Origin of the sequence: Pantoea sp. BR_17 (assembly GCF_041955125.1) — a bacterium.
Taxonomy (GTDB): domain Bacteria; phylum Pseudomonadota; class Gammaproteobacteria; order Enterobacterales; family Enterobacteriaceae; genus Pantoea; species Pantoea stewartii.
The window spans coordinates 30976-47614 of record NZ_JAVAXT010000003.1 but is presented as its reverse complement, the minus strand read 5'-3'; the positions used below and the strand labels follow the sequence as shown (position 1 = coordinate 47614).

Here is a 16639-nt window from a genome sequence, read left to right as displayed (position 1 = left end):
GCATTTTGCGGCACCAGGCATTAAAATAACGCTGCTCAATGTAAGCGCCTGTTATTTTAAATATAACTATTCGCCCTTAGTCAGTGCCTGTCTCAGGCTGGTGGATTTTATTTTTCATTTTCTAACAGCAGAGAAATCATGTATGTCTGACATCCTGTTATCGGTCATTATTCCAACGTACAACGTTGAGAAATATATTGTTGAATGCGTTGACTCCCTGGTAAGTCAAATTCGCGCGCCGAATGAAATTATCATTGTTAACGACAGTTCGACTGACGGGACAGTGGCGTTAATTGAACAGCATTATGCGCACCTGCCCCAGGTCAAGGTGATCACGATTCCGAATGGAGGAGCAGGCAATGCGCGCGACAAAGGCGTAGAGACCGCTAAAGGACACTTTGTTTTTTTCTGCGATCCTGATGATGTGGTGGTGGACGGCCTTGTCAGCGAACTGGCTCAGGTCATTGAGCATTATCCGGATACGGATTTGTTTTGTTTTAATTCCAGTGCTTACCGTGAAGACAAACCGGAAATTACGTGGCCGAAAGTCAGGCACGGCCTGTTTGGCATTCAGCGCCCGCAGGATGTCCTGTTGGGATTGTTACAAAACGGTTCGTATACTTCCGCCGCCTGGAATTATGTCGTGAAAAAAAGCGTCATCCAGCAGCATCAGTTACGTTTTATCGATCGTGTTCATGAAGACCATAATTTTACGTTATCGGTGTTTATGAAATGCAATCAGGTCTGGGTAAGCCGTCAAACCTATTACAAACAGCGCATCCGTGGCGGCTCACTGACCAACAGTAGCAAAAACCCGACCTTTTTTATTCAACGCTACAATGCATTTATTACAACCTTCAACACATTGTGCCGTTCACTGCATAAAAGTGAATTGAAAAAGGATTTAGAAAAAGCCTACCTGTTTCATTCCTTCCGGTTGATGATTTATTTGTCGCTCTACAACCAGACGCCCGTTCCTGACTATGTGCTTAATGCGATTCGTTATTTCGGGCGCAGAGTTAAAGCCAGCAGTCTGAAAGAGTGGCTGCTGTTCAACAGTCCGGAAACCTTCATTTTATTGCAAAGCCATAAAGTGAAAAAAGAACTCAAACGCGTTCCGTAATTCCGAAAAATGGCAAGTGATATTGTTTGCACCTGAGCGAAATGAGAAGGTGAGGCATGCAATGTGTATAAGGTTGTTGCGACATGGCAAAAGTGCTCGATAAAAGTTTAGTAGTCAATATCTTATCTTTGCTGGCGTACCGGGGAGCTTCTTTCCTGTTTCCGCTGGCAACCTTACCCTACCTGGCGCGCGTGCTGGGTGTCGATCATATGGGGATTCTGGCGTTGGCCATCGCCTGCGTACTTTACTGCAGTACGATTTCTGACTGGGGGTTCAATGTTTTTACGACTAAAGACATTGCCCACCACCGTGATGACAAGGCGCGCGTGACGCAACTCTTCTGGTCAACATTCAATGCCAAACTGATGCTGCTGCTGCTGACCAGCGGCACATTGCTCACGGCGACCTGGTTTAATCCGTCCTGGCATTCATTGTTTTTTATTATTCTGGCTAACTGCACCACATTAGTCGGTTCACTGTTTTCCTTTGGCTGGCTGATGCAGGGTTTTGAGAAGCTGGGTAAAACGGCGATGATCGCCACCTTTGGCAACTTTTGTGCCATCCCGCTGACGTTTTTACTGGTGAAAACACCGGACGATACCTGGCTGGCGGCGCTGATACCGGGCGCGGTATCCATTATTAACGCCATTATTACGCTGAAGTTTGTGCTGGAAATGAAGGTGATTGGCGCGTATCGCTTCGAACCGAAAGAGATCAAACAGCGCATTACCGACAGTGCAGATGTGTTTATCGCCATTGCCGGTGCTAACCTGTTTAACAGCGTAAACGTCGTGATTCTCGCCAGCTTTACCTCCCACTACATGGTGGGGATCTACAACGGTGCGGACAGGCTGCGCAAAGCCGCGAATTCTGTACCGGAGCAGATTGGCAGCGCGTTTTTCCCGCGCGTCAGCCATCTGTTTGGTCGCGATAAAGCGGCTGCGGTTGCTGCCACACGTAAAAGCCTGATGCTGTCTTTTGGCCTCAGTCTGTCTATTGTGATCTTTACCTGGCTGTTTGCCGATCAGGTGGTGTCATTGCTGTTAGGCAAAGACTTCCTGCCGTCAGCCGATGTTCTCCGCGTCTTTGTGCTGTGCTTCCTGTTCGGTAATATCGCCTATCCCGCCGGACTGCAGATTCTGATTCCGCACGGGCTGGCGCGTCAGCGCATGATGGTGATGATGGTCGCGGGCGTCGTCAACGTACCTGTTTGCTGTTTGCTGGCGTGGAAATTTGGCGCGATCGGCGCAGCATGGTCAATGGTGCTGGCGGAAGTGCTGGTCTGTATCGGTATTTTTGGCATTATGGTTCGCCACAATATCTGGCGTGACTATGCGTTTCCGGACAGGATGAATTCGCGCACGGCAAACGATTCCGTTGTGTAAGATCAAATCTGCGTCAAACAGTTTCCTCGCTTAACGCCCCACGATTTACTTTTGCGCCAGAGCACCTTACCATTCTGGCGCACAATTTCCTGTGCACTGATTTCCACCGTCGCTTCCGTCTTCCAGGAGAGTGCATGTTTTACTCAATCGTCCGACCGGCGTTATTCAGGCTCGATCCTGAGCGCGCGCACCATCTCACCTTTCAGCAGTTACGCTTTATGAGCGGCACGTCGCTGGAAGCCCTTATCCGCCAGCGTTTACCCTCGCGCCCCGTGACCTGTATGGGGCTGACGTTTGATAATGCGCTGGGCCTTGCGGCCGGGCTGGATAAAAATGCCGAGTGCATTGATGCGTTTGGCGCAATGGGATTTGGTTTTGTTGAAGTGGGAACGGTCACGCCACGGGCTCAGCCAGGTAACGATAAGCCGCGCATGTTTCGCTTAGTTGAAGCCGAAGGGATTATTAACCGCATGGGATTCAATAATCTCGGCGTGGATAATCTGGTGGAAAATGTCAAAAAATCCCGATTCAAGGGCGTGCTGGGCATCAATATTGGCAAAAATAAAGATACGCCAGTGGAGCAGGGCAAAGACGATTATCTGCTGTGCATGGAGAAAATTTATGCCCATGCCGGTTATATTGCCATCAATATTTCGTCACCGAATACGCCAGGTTTACGTTCTCTGCAATATGGTGAGGCGCTTGACGATCTGCTCAGTTCCATCAAAGCAAAACAAAAAGAACTGGAAAAGCGGCATCTCAAATATGTGCCTGTCGCTGTAAAGATCGCGCCGGATCTTTCTGAAGACGAGTTGATCCAGGTGGCTGACAGTTTAGTTCGCCACCAAATTGATGGCGTCATTGCCACAAATACCACACTGGATCGTACCCTGGTGAATGGACTGAAATATAGCGAGGAAGCCGGGGGATTAAGTGGACGTCCGGTTCAGTCGCGCAGCACCGCCGTCATTCAGCGTCTGTCACAAGAGCTGCAGGGGCGTTTGCCCATTATTGGCGTGGGCGGAATTGATTCGCTGACCGCGGCACGAGAAAAAATCGCTGCCGGCGCCACGCTCGTTCAAATTTATTCTGGTTTTATTTATAAAGGTCCGGGCTTAATTAAAGATATCGTGACCCACATCTAAGAGAATCGCTCTATTAATGCGCCGGGGGGTTTATTTCTCTCTCCGGCTCGTTTATATTTTGTCCTGTTGCACGATTTTTCAGCATTCATTATTCTTCGACAGATATTTTGCCTTTAGCACAGCGGTAAATACAGGGCACACGATGAAAATTAAACCCGATGACAACTGGCGTTGGTATTATGACGCCGAGCACGACCGGATGATGCTCGATCTGGCTGACGGTATGCTTTTTCGTTCCCGCTATGCACGCAAAATGCTGACACCGGATGCTTTCACGGAATCCGGATTTTGTGTTGATGACGCCGCGCTCTATTTCACCTTTGAAGAGAAGTGCCGCCAGAGCCCGTTAAGCAGTAATCAGCGCGCCGAACTGGTGTTAAATGCGCTGGTGGCCGCCCGCTTTCTAAAACCCCTGATGCCCAAAAGCTGGCATTTCTCCGCACATCGCCAGCCAATGCAACCTGCGGTCGGCGAGATGGTTGAGGTCACGCTGGCCGAGAATGGCGAGCAGGCACGTTTGCTGGTGGTTGAAAATGGCGATAACGCCGCGCTCTGCCTGCTGGCGCAGCCCGCGTTAACGCTGGCGGGCAAAGGAATGGTGTTAGGGGATGCGATTAAAGTGATGAACGACCGTCTTCAACCGCATCAGCAGGAAAAAACCACGCGTTATGCACGCGCGGTGTAACTTACTTCACATCAATATCCCCGGCAGGAATACAACTGCAACTCAATATTGTGCCATCCTCACGGATGGCACTCTGTTTTAAGGGCTTCACTTTTCCCGCCACCAGGGTGATTTTGCAACTGCCACACAAACCTGCCCGACACGAGTAGGGAATGCGGAACCCCTGGGCTTCGAGCTGCTCAAGCAAAATTTGCTGGTTATCGCCGCTGAATGTCTGGCCCTGATACGAAATCGTCACCGCATTGGGGGATTGCTGCTGCGGCTTGAGGGTTTCCACAACCTCTCCCGCACCATAGGCGCGTGGCGGCTGGCGTTTGACGACCTTGACGTCATCACCGACACGAATAATCCCGCTGTTTAGCGCAATAAGGTTCAGGCCAAAATCAATGTCACCACTGCCGTCCTGTGCGGTGCGAAAGCCCTGAAGTGTGGCGAGAGGTTGTCCGTCAGGATGTTTCTGGCCATTTTCAACGCTAACCGTAGTGAACACGCAACGACCGCAGGGCTTAGGGACGGCAAAATGTACCTGACCTACCGTAATCTCCGCCCAGTTGTCTTCATCCCAGGCAGGCGCACCGCTGACCACCAGGTTAGGACGAAATTGCTCAACGCGCACGCTGGCCGGACAGCGCTGCTGCAGATCCCGCAGAGAGGCATTATTCACTAACAGATAAGGATAGCCATCGGCAAACCCCAGCGGCACCTCGGTGAAGCGCTTCACGCGGCGTGACGGCTGTGGTCCAGTCCAGCGCAGTTGGACCGGTCTTGGGAAAAAGGCACTCAGCCACTGGTTGATCGCCTCGGGCGCGATACGGGCGGTAAAGGTGTTTCCCCATACCTCTGTTGGCGCTTCCGTTTGCGTAAAATCGGCGAAGCGAATCAGCGACTGACTGCCGTCGGGCGCCTGTAAAAATAATCCCTCAGGGGTGACGGCGGGCATAAACTGCACCATTTCCGGGAACTGGCGCGCAGTAATAAAAGTGCCATCGGGTTCGGTCACCATAAAAATGCGATCGAAGGTCAATCCGCTGTTGGCAGCCCAGGCATGGGAAACCTGCAACCCCCGCATTGATTTAACAGGATGAATAAACAAGCGGGAAAGCGTAATCATGACAGTCTCCTGAAGCAGGCGCGCAAGACAAAAGAAGCTAACTTTATGACATAGGTCTGCGATTCGCTATAATGCGCAACAATTTTCTCAAGAGTAAAAAGTGACGATATGAATTCTCTGTTTGCCAGCACGGCGCGTGGGCTCGAAGAGCTGTTAAAAAATGAGCTGGACGCGCTGGGCGCGCAGGACCTGCAAGTGGTACAGGGAGGCGTTCACTTCAAAGCTGACGATCGCGTCATGTATCAAAGCCTGATGTGGAGCCGTCTGGCGTCGCGCATTCTGCTTCCGCTGACGGAGGTGGGCGTGTACAGCGATCTCGATCTTTATCTTGGTGTGCAGGGCATTGACTGGCCTGCTACCTTTGGCAGCGATAAAACCTTTGTGGTGCATTTTAACGGGACTAACGAGGCAATCCGTAACAGTCAGTTTGGCGCGTTGCGTGTCAAAGACGCGATTGTTGACAGCTTTACCCGCCGCAATCTGCCACGGCCTGATGTGGATCGTGAACAGGCGGATATCCGCATTAACGTCTGGCTCGACGACGATCGCGCCAGCATTGCACTGGACCTCAGCGGCAGCGCGTTACACCAGCGTGGTTATCGCCAGCAAACCGGTCAGGCGCCGTTGAAAGAGAACCTGGCCGCAGCCATTGTGATGCGTTCAGGCTGGCAAACGACTACGCCGCTCATCGACCCGATGTGTGGTTCCGGTACGCTGCTGATTGAAGCGGCACTGATGGCCTGCGATCGTGCGCCAGGTTTACTCCGGAGCCAGTGGGGCTTTACGGCCTGGGCCGGCTTTAACGAAAGCCTGTGGCTGGACGTTAAACGCGATGCGCAGGCGCGGGCCCGTGCGGGCACGGCGGCCTGTCAGGCACGTTTTTATGGTTTCGATAATAATGGCCGTGTGCTGGAATGGGCGAAAGCCAACGCCCGCCGCGCAGGCGTTTTCGAGTTGTTCACCTTTGGGCAACAGGACCTGCTGAAGCTGAACAATCCGCTTGAGAACGGCGTAACGGGCACGGTACTGAGTAACCCACCGTACGGTGAGCGTCTGGAAAGCGAGCCTGCGCTTATTGCCCTGCACAGTCAGTTGGGGCGGCTGATGAAGCAGCATTTTGCGGGCTGGAACTTATCGCTGTTCAGCGCCTCACCCGAGCTGCTCAGTTGCCTGCAACTGCGCGCCGATCGACAGTTCAAGGCGAAAAACGGACCACTGGACTGCGTACAGAAAAATTATCAGTTATCTGCCGCCAGTGGTGAGCGCGCCAGCCAGATTGCCGAAGATTATGCTAACCGCTTGCGTAAAAACCTGAAGAAGCTCGATAAATGGGCGCGCCAGGAAGGGATTGAGTGCTATCGCATTTATGATGCCGATCTGCCTGACTACAACGTGGCGGTGGATCGCTATGCGGACTGGGTAGTGGTACAGGAATATGCGCCACCGAAAACTATCGACGCAAATAAAGCCCGTCAGCGCCTGTTCGATGTTATCAGCGCGACGCTCAGCGTGCTGGAGCTGCCGTCCAGCCGCCTCATCCTGAAAACCCGCGAACGCCAAAAGGGCAAAGCGCAGTATCAGAAACTGAGCGAGAAGGGCGATTATTTCGAGGTGCAGGAATTCAATGCCCGCTTCCTGGTGAATCTGACCGATTACCTGGACACCGGGTTGTTCCTCGATCACCGTATTGCGCGCAAAATGCTGGGCCAGATGAGCCAGGGCAAAGATTTCCTGAATTTGTTTGCCTACACCGGCACCGCCAGCGTCCATGCGGGCCTGGGCGGCGCGCGTTCTACGACCACAGTGGATATGTCGCGCACCTATCTGGAATGGGCGGAACGGAACCTGCGGCTGAATGGCCTGACAGGCCGTCAGCATCGCTTATTGCATGCGGACTGCCTGCGCTGGCTGAATGAAACTGATGAAAATTTCGATCTGATCTTTATCGATCCGCCTACGTTCTCAAACTCTAAACGTATGGAAGAGAGTTTCGATGTGCAACGCGACCATATGATGCTGATGCGCAATCTGAAGCGTCTGCTGCGCAAAGGCGGCACCATCATGTTCTCGAATAACAAACGTGGTTTCAAAATGGATCTGGACGGCCTTAAGGCATTAGGCCTCCAGGCGCAGGACATCACACAGAAAACCCTGTCACAGGATTTTGCGCGTAATCGCCAAATTCACAACTGCTGGCTGATTACACATGCCGGTAAGGAATAAGCTACATGTCATTAATTAGTATCCACGGCGCTTATCTCTCCTTCAGCGATGCGCCGCTGTTAGATAACACCGAGCTGCACATCGAAGAGAATGAGCGCGTGTGTCTGGTTGGTCGTAACGGTGCGGGTAAATCCACATTGATGAAAATCATCAACGGCGAGCAACCGCTGGATGATGGCCGCATCATTTATGAGACCGATCTGGTCGTCGCACGTCTGCAACAGGATCCGCCGCGAAATATTACCGGCTCGGTTTACGACTTTGTGGCAGAAGGCGTGCAGGAACAGGCGGAGCATCTGAAAGCTTACCACGCGATTTCCCATCAGGTCATGGAGGATCCGAGCGACAAGAACCTCAATGAAATGGCACGCTTGCAGGGCATTCTGGATCACCACAATCTGTGGCAACTGGAAAGTCGCATCAATGACGTGTTGCAGCAGATTGGCCTGTCGCCGGATACGGAGCTGTCGTCGTTATCGGGCGGCTGGTTACGTAAAGCCGCGCTCGGACGCGCGCTGGTCAGTAATCCACGCGTACTGATGCTGGATGAGCCAACGAACCACCTGGATATTGAAACGATTGACTGGCTGGAAACCTTCCTGAAAAGTTTCAGCGGCAGCATCGTGTTTATCTCTCATGACCGTTCGTTTATTCGCAATATGGCCACCCGTATCGTGGATCTGGATCGTGGCAAACTGGTTTCGTGGCCGGGTAACTACGACGCCTATCTGGAAGGCAAAGAAGAAGCCTTGCGCGTTGAAGAAATGCAAAACGCCGAGTTTGATCGCAAGCTGGCACAGGAAGAAGTGTGGATACGTCAGGGGATTAAGGCGCGCCGTACCCGTAATGAAGGCCGCGTCCGCGCGTTAAAAGCCCTGCGTCGCGAGCGCTCAGAGCGCCGTGAGGTGATGGGTAAAGCCAATATGCAGGTCGGCGAAGCGTCCCGTTCCGGCAAAATTGTCTTTGAGCTGGAGAATGTCGATTACGCGGTAGACGGCAAGCAACTGGTTAACGATTTCTCGGCGCAGGTTCAGCGCGGCGACAAGATTGCCCTGATTGGCCCAAATGGCTGTGGCAAAACCACCTTACTGCGCCTGATGCTGCAACAGCTTAAGGCCGACCATGGCCGCGTGCATTCCGGCACCAAGCTTGAAGTGGCCTATTTCGATCAGCATCGTGCAGAACTCGATCCCGACAAAACGGTGATGGATAACCTCGCCGAAGGGAAGCAGGAAGTACTGGTGAACGGTAAGCCCCGCCATGTGCTGGGTTATCTGCAGGACTTCCTGTTCCATCCCAAGCGGGCGATGACACCTGTCAGAGCGCTGTCCGGTGGAGAACGTAACCGCCTGCTGCTGGCGCGTTTGTTTCTGCGCCCAAGTAACCTGATGATTCTCGATGAACCGACCAACGACCTTGATGTGGAAACACTGGAACTGTTGGAAGAGCTTATCGACGGCTATCAGGGCACCGTGCTGCTGGTCAGCCACGATCGCCAGTTTGTGGATAACACCGTGACGGAGTGCTGGATCTTTGAAGGCAATGGTGAGATTGGCACCTTCGTCGGGGGTTATCACGATGCCCAACAGCAGCGTGCGGCCTATAAGCAGCAAAAAACGCAGGTGACCGCGAAAGCGAAAGAGGCAAATCGTGCCGCTCAGTCTGCTGAACCGAAAAATGAATCTGCCAAACGCAGCGCGAACAAACTAAGCTATAACCTGACGCGTGAGCTGGAGCAGTTACCGCAAAAACTGGAACAGTTAGAGGCGCGTATCGGCGAACTGCAGGCAAGCATGAGCCACCCGGATTTCTTCAGCCAGCCGCACGATAAAACGCAGCCGGTGCTGGATGAACTGGCTCAGGTGGAAGCGCAGCTGGAAACCGCGTTTGCGCGTTGGGAAGAACTGGAATCAATGAAAAACGGCGGCTAGCGATAAGGGTCAGGGAATGTGTTCTGCAGACAAAACCAGTGCGTGGATGCTTTGTCCACAATGCGACCTGATGGTCAAACTGCCGGATATCCCTGTTGGCAGCCGCGCGTCATGCCCGCGCTGCCACACGTCCCTGACAGTCAACTGGTCAGAGCCACGCAAACGTCCCACCGGCTATGCGCTGGCGGCACTGTTTATGTTAGTCCTGGCCAATCTGTTCCCGTTTATCACCATGAAAGTGGCTGGGCTCTCCAGCCAGATTAGCCTGATGCAAATTCCTGGTGTCATGGTGGCCGATGACTATGCCAGCCTGGCCACCCTGTTTCTGCTGTTTGTTCAGGCGATTCCGGCGTTTTGCATGGTCACGCTGGTCCTGCTGGTCAACCAGGTCAAGATGCCCCTTAGCCTGAAACTGGGGCTGGCGCGTATTCTGTTTCATATGCGGAGCTGGGGCATGGCCGAAATTTTTATGGCCGGTGTGCTGGTAAGTTTTGTGAAGCTCATGGCCTATGGCGAAATCAGCCTTGAAACCAGTTTCTGGCCCTGGTGTCTGTTTTGTCTTTTACAACTGCGGGCGTTTCAGTGCCTGGACCGTCGCTGGCTCTGGCTGCAAATTGAGGCACCGCCGCCTTTGCCGCATGCGCCACAGCCCGGCATTAGCGGACTCAGGCAGGGGCTGCGCTCCTGTCCTTGCTGTACGGCGATCTTGCCCGTGGCGCAGCAGGAATGCCCCCGTTGTGGCGTAGTTGCCCATGCCCGACGTAAGCACAGCCTGCAGTGGACCATGGCACTGCTGATCACCTCCGTTATGCTCTACGTGCCGGCCAATCTGCTGCCCATCATGATTACGGAAACCCTGGGCTCCGCGATGCCGTCCAACATCATGGCTGGCGTCATTTTGCTGTGGGGCGATGGCTCTTATCCGGTCGCGCTGGTGATTTTCATCGCCAGTATTATGGTGCCGTCTCTGAAAATGCTGGCGATTGGCTGGCTGTGCTGGGATGCCAGTGGGCGAGGGCAGCGCGACAGCCACAAAATGCACCGGATTTATGAAGTCGTTGAGTTTGTGGGGCGCTGGTCAATGATTGACGTCTTTGTGATTGCCGTGCTCTCTGCGCTGGTGCGCATGGGGCAATTAATGAAAATTTATCCGGCATGGGGAGCGGTGTTGTTTGCGTTGGTGGTGATTCTGACCATGATTGCGGCAATGACGTTTGACCCGCGCTTAACCTGGGATCGTGCTGGTGAGAAAAACATGAAGGAGCCGCATCTTGACGGAAAATAATCACGGTTATGCCAAAGTGGACCAGATCAAGCGCTGGTCACCGGTATGGATCGTCCCTATTGTCACGTTATTAATAGGCGGCTGGATTCTGTTTTATCACTTCAGCCATCAGGGGCCCGAAGTGATCCTGATCACCGAGAGTGCAGAAGGGATCGAAGCGGGCAAAACCACGATTAAAAGTCGCAGCGTGAACGTTGGCGTGGTGGAAAGTGCGGTGCTGACAGACGATCTTCATCATGTGGAAATTAAAGCCCGACTGAATGCCGGTATGGAAAAACTGTTGCACAGCGACAGCGTCTTCTGGGTAGTTAAACCGCAGGTGGGCCGTGAAGGGATCACCGGTCTGGGCACGTTACTTTCCGGGGCCTATATTGAGCTGCAGCCCGGCACCAAAAAAGCGCCTCTGGAGCAGTACACCCTGATGGATTCACCGCCGCTTGCCCCGCCGGATGCCAAAGGTATCCGGATTACGCTCGACAGTAATAAAGCAGGTCAACTGAATCCGGGCGATCCGGTTCTGTTCCGCGGTTTCCGTGTCGGCACCGTTGAAACCAGCACGTTCGACACGGATAAACGCCTGATGACCTATCAGCTGTTTATCGCCGCGCCTTACGATCGCCTGGTGACGACCAATGTGCGCTTCTGGAAAGACAGCGGCATCGCGGTCGATATGTCGGCCTCAGGGATGCGTGTCGAAATGGGATCCCTGACCACGCTGTTTAGCGGCGGAGTGAGTTTTGACGTCCCGGACGGGTGGGATTTAGGCAAAGCGGCGCAGAATCAGGCTGAATATCATTTGTTCGACGATCAACGCAGTATTCAGGATTCGCTGTATACCAATCATATCGACTATCTGATGTTCTTCTCGGATTCGATTCGTGGCTTGCAGGTGGGCGCGCCGGTTGAATTCCGCGGCATTCGTCTGGGTACCGTTGCCGAAGTGCCGTTCATGAATGCGGGCACCGCTCAGGCGTTAAATAATGATTATCGCGTGCCGGTGTTGATTCGTATTGAACCCGATCGCTTTATTAACCGTTTAGGGCAAAACTTCGATCTTGAGCAGCATTTGCAGGATGGTAAGAAACGTGGCCTGCGCGCAACGTTGAAAACGGGCAATTTGCTGTCCGGTGCGCTGTATGTGGATATCGACTTCTATAATAACGCACCGCCGTATACCGGTCCGGATAAAGTCGCGGGATACGAAGTGATTCCAACAGTAAGCGGCGGCCTCAGTCAGATCCAGCAAAAACTGATGGCGGCGCTGGATAAGATTAACAGTTTACCGCTGAACAACATGGTGACGGAAGCCACGGGCACACTGAAAGAGAGCCAGAAGACGCTCAGGGATCTGCAGCGTACTATTGATAACATCAATGTGGTGACCAGCAGTCCGGCGATGAAGACCTTGCCAGAAGAAACGCAGCAGACGCTTCGTGAGCTGAACCGTAGCATGAAAGGGTTACAGCCAGGCTCCCCGGCTTACAGCAAGCTGGTGGGCGATATGCAACGGCTTGATCAGGTGCTGCGTGAACTTCAGCCCGTGTTAAAAACGTTAAATGCGAAAAGTAATGCGTTAGTGTTTGAGGCCAAACCGGGACAGGATCCCCAGCCAAAGAGGGCGAAACAATGAAAAAAGGATTAATGCTTTTTGCCGCTCTCGCACTGAGTGCCTGTAGCAGTACGGTCAATACTACCTATTATCAGCTGCCCTCGGGGGCAGCCTCAATGCAGGTGATAAGCAGCGAGGCGAATGCGCAGCCGACATTATGGGTGCAGCAAATTACGGTCCCCGACTATCTGGCGGGCAATGGGCTGGTCTATCAGACCAGCGACGTAAAATATGTCATTGCCGCTAATAATCTGTGGGCCAGCCCGCTCGATCAGCAATTGCAACAAACGTTGATCACTAATCTGACGAAAGCGTTACCCGGCCGTCTGGTTACCCAGACGCTTATCGGTCAGGAGCACGATACGCTGAGCGTAACGGTGAATGATTTCCAGGGCCGTTATGATGGCAAAGCGGTAATCAGCGGTCAGTGGACACTGGAACATCAGGGGCGCTTCACAAAGCAGGCTTTTAATCTGGTGCTACCGCAGCGGGAAGATGGCTATGATTCGCTGGTTAAAACGCTGGCACAGGGCTGGCAGCAAATCGCACAGCAGATTGCACGCGGTGCAACCACGGCAGAGTCAACCGCAACAGGGCTTTAGTTAACGTGTTGTTTCAGCACATATAATTTTTCTGACGTTTTCCAGGCTTTCTTTATAAATCATACGGATATCGTCACAGTTTCATAGGGTGAAACAGAAAGTATATGTCTGGAGCAGGTCATATTTGTGACACTGGCGTGAATATTGCGCATTGATCTTTTCATACATAGCGAGTAAAACAAAAGGGTGGCTGAACATTAATTCGCCACCTTTTTCTTTCCACCAGATTCCACAGACCTTACATGAGGGACACGGAGTATGAAGAGACAGAAACGAGACCGCCTTGAGCGCGCCCATTCACGTGGTTATCAAGCTGGCATTACAGGACGCTCTAAAGAGATGTGTCCGTATCAAATGATAGACGCTAAGTCTCACTGGTTGGGAGGTTGGCGACAAGCCATGGAGGACAGGTCGGCTGCGGCTTAGCCGGATGTCACTGAAAAGGGATATAACCTCCGCACTGTGCGGAGGTTTTCGTTTCTGTGGAATGAAACGTCAGAATGCAGCAGTATCTTTGAACAGGCCAACTTTCAGATCGCTGGCTGTATAGATCAAATTCCCGTCAACAAACACTTCACCATCTGCCACGCCCATAACCAGTTTACGGTTAATCACGCGTTTAAAGTGAATGCGGTAGGTGACTTTTTTCGCGTCTGGCAGAACCTGACCGGTGAATTTAACTTCACCCACGCCCAGCGCGCGGCCTTTTCCTTCGCCACCCAGCCAGCCGAGATAGAAGCCAACCAGTTGCCACATCGCATCCAGGCCCAGACAGCCAGGCATCACCGGATCACCAATGAAATGGCAGCCAAAGAACCACAGATCTGGATTGATATCCAGTTCAGCTTCCACGAAGCCTTTATCATATTTCCCGCCGTCCTCGGTCATTTTGACCACGCGGTCCATCATCAGCATATTGCCGGAAGGGAGTGGCGGACCATTTTCGCCGAACAGTTCACCGCGACCAGACAGGATCAGGTCTTCTTTGGTATAGGATTCGCGTTTATCTACCATGTTCTTATTAAGCCTTCTTTTAGTGAATCACGAATATTAGCGAACAGTTGTACACTGAGCAAATGAGATTAACGGTGGTTGAACCAGTTAAGCCATCTCAACGGCCATGCCCGAGGGGTGGGCTCAGGCTGATTCATCTGACTGATGCGCTCCTGAATCGTACGCAGCAGGCATTCGCCTTCGCCGTCTTCCGTGTTCCAGACTTTTCCGGTCAATAAGGGCAACGCTTCATCAGCCGTATCGATTGCCCAGATATGGAAACGACCGGCTTCGACCGCACTCACAACCTGCTGATTCAGACTCAGGTGGCGCACATTGCAGGCAGGAATAATCACACCTTGCTGACCCGTGAGCTCACGCTGATGGCAGATGTCGAAGAAGCCTTCAATTTTCTCATTCAGGCCACCGACCGGCTGGACATTACCAAACTGATCGACCGAGCCCGTGACCGCAATTTGCTGATTTAGCGGTGTATCGGCAAGGGCACTGATCAGAGCACACAGTTCTGCCAGCGACGCGCTGTCGCCGTCAACTTCCGAATAGGATTGTTCAAACACCAGCGAAGCAGAAAAAGGCAGTTGCTGATCTAACTCCAGCTCCGCAATAAGATAGGCCTGCATAATCATCATGCCTTTAGCATGAATATTGCCGCCCAGCTCCGCTTTGCGTTCGACGTCGGTAAATTCTCCGTCGCCAGGATGAACCACGCAGGTGATACGGCAGGGATCGCCCCAGGCCCGCGGGTGACCGGGATATTCCACGACGGAAAGACCGTTGATCTGGCCCACCACTTCGCCTTCCGTTTCGACCAAAATCTGGCGCAGCAAAATCTCATCACGCATGCGTTCATTCAGATAATTTTCGCGCCACAGACGTGCTTCCAGCGCGTCACGCAAGGCTTCAGCGTTTAGTGTTTCACCCATCAACGCGGTCTCACGCAGCTGACGCAGCAGCCAACGTGGACAAAGGGGATAGGTTTCCTGATCGCCACTATAGCGAACGCCTTCTTTGATGAGCTCAGGCCAAAAGTCCTCATCTGGCGCAGCGATATCTGCCTGTGCGGCCAAATCTACTGTCCAGCGGCACCATGCCAGCACATCATCTTCATCCACAATTTGAAGGTTTTCTTCAAATTCAGTGTAAATCGCCATCTCATGCGCTTCGGCATCCAGCTCCTGAAAATCAGCGAGCGTATCGCGTTCGCCACAGAGCACCAGATTTAACTTCAGCGGAAGCGGCGGGACAGAGACAGGCAAAGGGCGGCGCTCATCCTGCGACAGCCATTCGAGGTAGCCTTGCTCAATGCTTCTTTTCAGCCGCAGCCAGAGCAGGGGCTGAGCGAGGAGCGCACGGAGTGAAAGCACCAGCGTTCCGCCATTGGCACGATGGATCAGACCAGGTTCCAGCTGAATACGATCTTTATGTACCCGGACACAGCCAAACAGCTGCTCCTGCTCAATCCAGTCGGCAAAATGCACACCACCCTGGCTGGTAAAAGGACGCTGACTGTCAGTGGGCGGCTGCAACGTGACGTTGTCGGCCAGGATATGATAATCCCCGCCCTCCAGGGACGAAGCGGTGCCCATTACGCGCTGTGCCGCACTGGCGATCAGCGAGAGATAATCGCGGTTTTCCTGGCTGCGAACCAGCAGCAAAGGAAAACCCTGACTCTGATGGTGCAAGTGGGCCAGCGCATTCAGCAATCGGGGCTGCACCGTTGCTAAAGCATCGGTTTCTTCATCAGCAATTCGGGAGAAAACGGATTGATATTGCGCGCTATCCGGCTGTAAGGTTTGCCACGTGAGTTGAGTGCTGGTCAAAATAATCGCATTTGTCTGTTTTGAGAAAAGCGAGATTATACAGGATTCACTGTGCTTAAGCACTGCGGAGTTCAATCAGAAGTTGTGACACTGACGACATGTTTTTCGTTGCTGCATCCAGTAAAAAAGCTGTTATTCTTAGTTCGTTACGTGATCACGATGAGATTCCGATGAAATACCAGCAGCTCGAAAATCTTGAATGTGGATGGAAGTGGAAATACCTGGTGAAAAAACATCGGGAAGGTGAACTGATCACGCGTCACCTTGAACTCAGCGCGGCACAGGCGGCAGTCGATAAGCTGTTAATGATGGAGAATAATCCCGTCGATGTTAACGACTGGATTAGCCAACACATTCATCCCGAACTGGACAACCGGCTTAAACAAACGATCCGTGCGCGGCGAAAACGGCATTTCAATGCCGAGCATCAGCACACACGAAAAAAATCCATCGATCTGGAATATCTGGTCTGGCAGCGGCTGGCCGGCCTGGCGCAACGGCGCAACTGCACCCTGTCTGAAACGATTGTGCAGCTAATTGAAGATGCCGAACGCAAAGAAAAGTACGCCAGCCAGATGTCGACGCTGAAGCAGGATTTGCAGGCTATACTGGGCAAGTCGGATACTGACAACGGGTAGTTTACGGAGCAATATTCAGGCCTGCTCCGGATTAAAGGACAAAAAAACCCCGCATGCGCGGGGTTTTT

Annotated in this window: 14 protein-coding genes; 11 read left to right on the top strand and 3 right to left on the bottom strand. The window is 52.7% G+C overall.

The window, feature by feature from the left end; all coding sequences use genetic code 11:
• Positions 1-142 precede the first annotated feature (142 nt).
• From RAC60_RS06375 to RAC60_RS06360, 4 genes are all read left to right on the top strand, one after another.
• Complete coding sequence (locus tag RAC60_RS06375) at positions 143-1123, top strand: glycosyltransferase family 2 protein (RefSeq protein ID WP_205952852.1); 981 nt, start codon at positions 143-145, stop codon at positions 1121-1123.
• Positions 1124-1206: 83 nt separating this feature from the next.
• A complete protein-coding gene (locus RAC60_RS06370; protein ID WP_039341264.1) occupies positions 1207-2508 on the top strand; it encodes a flippase in 1302 nt (433 codons plus the stop codon).
• Positions 2509-2642: 134 nt separating this feature from the next.
• A complete protein-coding gene (gene pyrD, locus RAC60_RS06365) occupies positions 2643-3653 on the top strand; it encodes a quinone-dependent dihydroorotate dehydrogenase (RefSeq protein WP_375093039.1) in 1011 nt (336 codons plus the stop codon).
• A gap of 142 nt (positions 3654-3795) precedes the next feature.
• Positions 3796-4338, top strand: coding sequence for a cell division protein ZapC (locus RAC60_RS06360; RefSeq protein ID WP_006118654.1), 543 nt, complete (start codon positions 3796-3798; stop codon positions 4336-4338).
• Between the two features lies 1 nt (position 4339).
• Here RAC60_RS06360 and RAC60_RS06355 read toward each other — a convergent pair whose 3' ends face one another.
• Positions 4340-5449, bottom strand: a complete 1110-nt coding sequence (locus RAC60_RS06355; RefSeq protein ID WP_375093037.1) for a YcbX family protein — start codon at positions 5447-5449, stop codon at positions 4340-4342.
• A gap of 108 nt (positions 5450-5557) precedes the next feature.
• On the opposite strand from RAC60_RS06355, the gene rlmKL reads away from it, so the two are divergent.
• The 6 genes from rlmKL (at position 5558) to rmf (ending at position 13525) form a co-directional block, all read left to right on the top strand.
• Positions 5558-7672: a bifunctional 23S rRNA (guanine(2069)-N(7))-methyltransferase RlmK/23S rRNA (guanine(2445)-N(2))-methyltransferase RlmL gene (gene rlmKL, locus RAC60_RS06350; protein ID WP_375093036.1), complete on the top strand. Its 2115-nt coding sequence runs from the start codon at positions 5558-5560 to the stop codon at positions 7670-7672.
• Between the two features lie 5 nt (positions 7673-7677).
• A complete protein-coding gene (locus RAC60_RS06345; protein WP_172912324.1) occupies positions 7678-9603 on the top strand; it encodes an ABC transporter ATP-binding protein in 1926 nt (641 codons plus the stop codon).
• 16 nt (positions 9604-9619) lie between these two features.
• A complete protein-coding gene (gene pqiA, locus RAC60_RS06340) occupies positions 9620-10888 on the top strand; it encodes a membrane integrity-associated transporter subunit PqiA (protein ID WP_006118659.1) in 1269 nt (422 codons plus the stop codon).
• Positions 10875-12518, top strand: coding sequence for an intermembrane transport protein PqiB (pqiB, locus tag RAC60_RS06335; RefSeq protein ID WP_375093034.1), 1644 nt, complete (start codon positions 10875-10877; stop codon positions 12516-12518). The genes pqiA and pqiB overlap by 14 nt, the downstream gene beginning before the upstream one ends.
• Positions 12515-13099: a membrane integrity-associated transporter subunit PqiC gene (pqiC, locus tag RAC60_RS06330; RefSeq protein ID WP_033737612.1), complete on the top strand. Its 585-nt coding sequence runs from the start codon at positions 12515-12517 to the stop codon at positions 13097-13099. The genes pqiB and pqiC overlap by 4 nt, the downstream gene beginning before the upstream one ends.
• A gap of 258 nt (positions 13100-13357) precedes the next feature.
• Positions 13358-13525, top strand: a complete 168-nt coding sequence (gene rmf, locus RAC60_RS06325; RefSeq protein WP_006118662.1) for a ribosome modulation factor — start codon at positions 13358-13360, stop codon at positions 13523-13525.
• A 69-nt stretch (positions 13526-13594) separates the two neighbouring features.
• On the opposite strand, the gene fabA is transcribed toward rmf, so the two are convergent.
• Entirely contained in the window at positions 13595-14113 is a 519-nt protein-coding gene (gene fabA / locus RAC60_RS06320; RefSeq protein WP_006118663.1) for a bifunctional 3-hydroxydecanoyl-ACP dehydratase/trans-2-decenoyl-ACP isomerase, read from the bottom strand.
• Between the two features lie 68 nt (positions 14114-14181).
• Entirely contained in the window at positions 14182-16008 is a 1827-nt protein-coding gene (locus tag RAC60_RS06315) for an AAA family ATPase (protein WP_375093031.1), read from the bottom strand.
• A 95-nt stretch (positions 16009-16103) separates the two neighbouring features.
• Between RAC60_RS06315 and matP the strand changes: the two genes are divergently transcribed.
• Positions 16104-16571: a macrodomain Ter protein MatP gene (matP, locus tag RAC60_RS06310; protein WP_146212551.1), complete on the top strand. Its 468-nt coding sequence runs from the start codon at positions 16104-16106 to the stop codon at positions 16569-16571.
• The last annotated feature ends 68 nt before the right edge of the window (positions 16572-16639 follow it).

Bases quoted from the DNA above. Each gene is read 5' to 3' on its own strand.
- RAC60_RS06375 (WP_205952852.1), top strand. From the start codon at position 143: ATGTCTGACATCCTGTTATCGGTCATTATTCCAACGTACAACGTTGAG.
- RAC60_RS06370 (WP_039341264.1), top strand. From the start codon at position 1,207: ATGGCAAAAGTGCTCGATAAAAGTTTAGTAGTCAATATCTTATCTTTG.
- pyrD (WP_375093039.1), top strand. From the start codon at position 2,643: ATGTTTTACTCAATCGTCCGACCGGCGTTATTCAGGCTCGATCCTGAG.
- RAC60_RS06360 (WP_006118654.1), top strand. From the start codon at position 3,796: ATGAAAATTAAACCCGATGACAACTGGCGTTGGTATTATGACGCCGAG.
- RAC60_RS06355 (WP_375093037.1), bottom strand. From the start codon at position 5,449: ATGATTACGCTTTCCCGCTTGTTTATTCATCCTGTTAAATCAATGCGG.
- rlmKL (WP_375093036.1), top strand. From the start codon at position 5,558: ATGAATTCTCTGTTTGCCAGCACGGCGCGTGGGCTCGAAGAGCTGTTA.
- RAC60_RS06345 (WP_172912324.1), top strand. From the start codon at position 7,678: ATGTCATTAATTAGTATCCACGGCGCTTATCTCTCCTTCAGCGATGCG.
- pqiA (WP_006118659.1), top strand. From the start codon at position 9,620: ATGTGTTCTGCAGACAAAACCAGTGCGTGGATGCTTTGTCCACAATGC.
- pqiC (WP_033737612.1), top strand. From the start codon at position 12,515: ATGAAAAAAGGATTAATGCTTTTTGCCGCTCTCGCACTGAGTGCCTGT.
- rmf (WP_006118662.1), top strand. From the start codon at position 13,358: ATGAAGAGACAGAAACGAGACCGCCTTGAGCGCGCCCATTCACGTGGT.
- fabA (WP_006118663.1), bottom strand. From the start codon at position 14,113: ATGGTAGATAAACGCGAATCCTATACCAAAGAAGACCTGATCCTGTCT.
- matP (WP_146212551.1), top strand. From the start codon at position 16,104: ATGAAATACCAGCAGCTCGAAAATCTTGAATGTGGATGGAAGTGGAAA.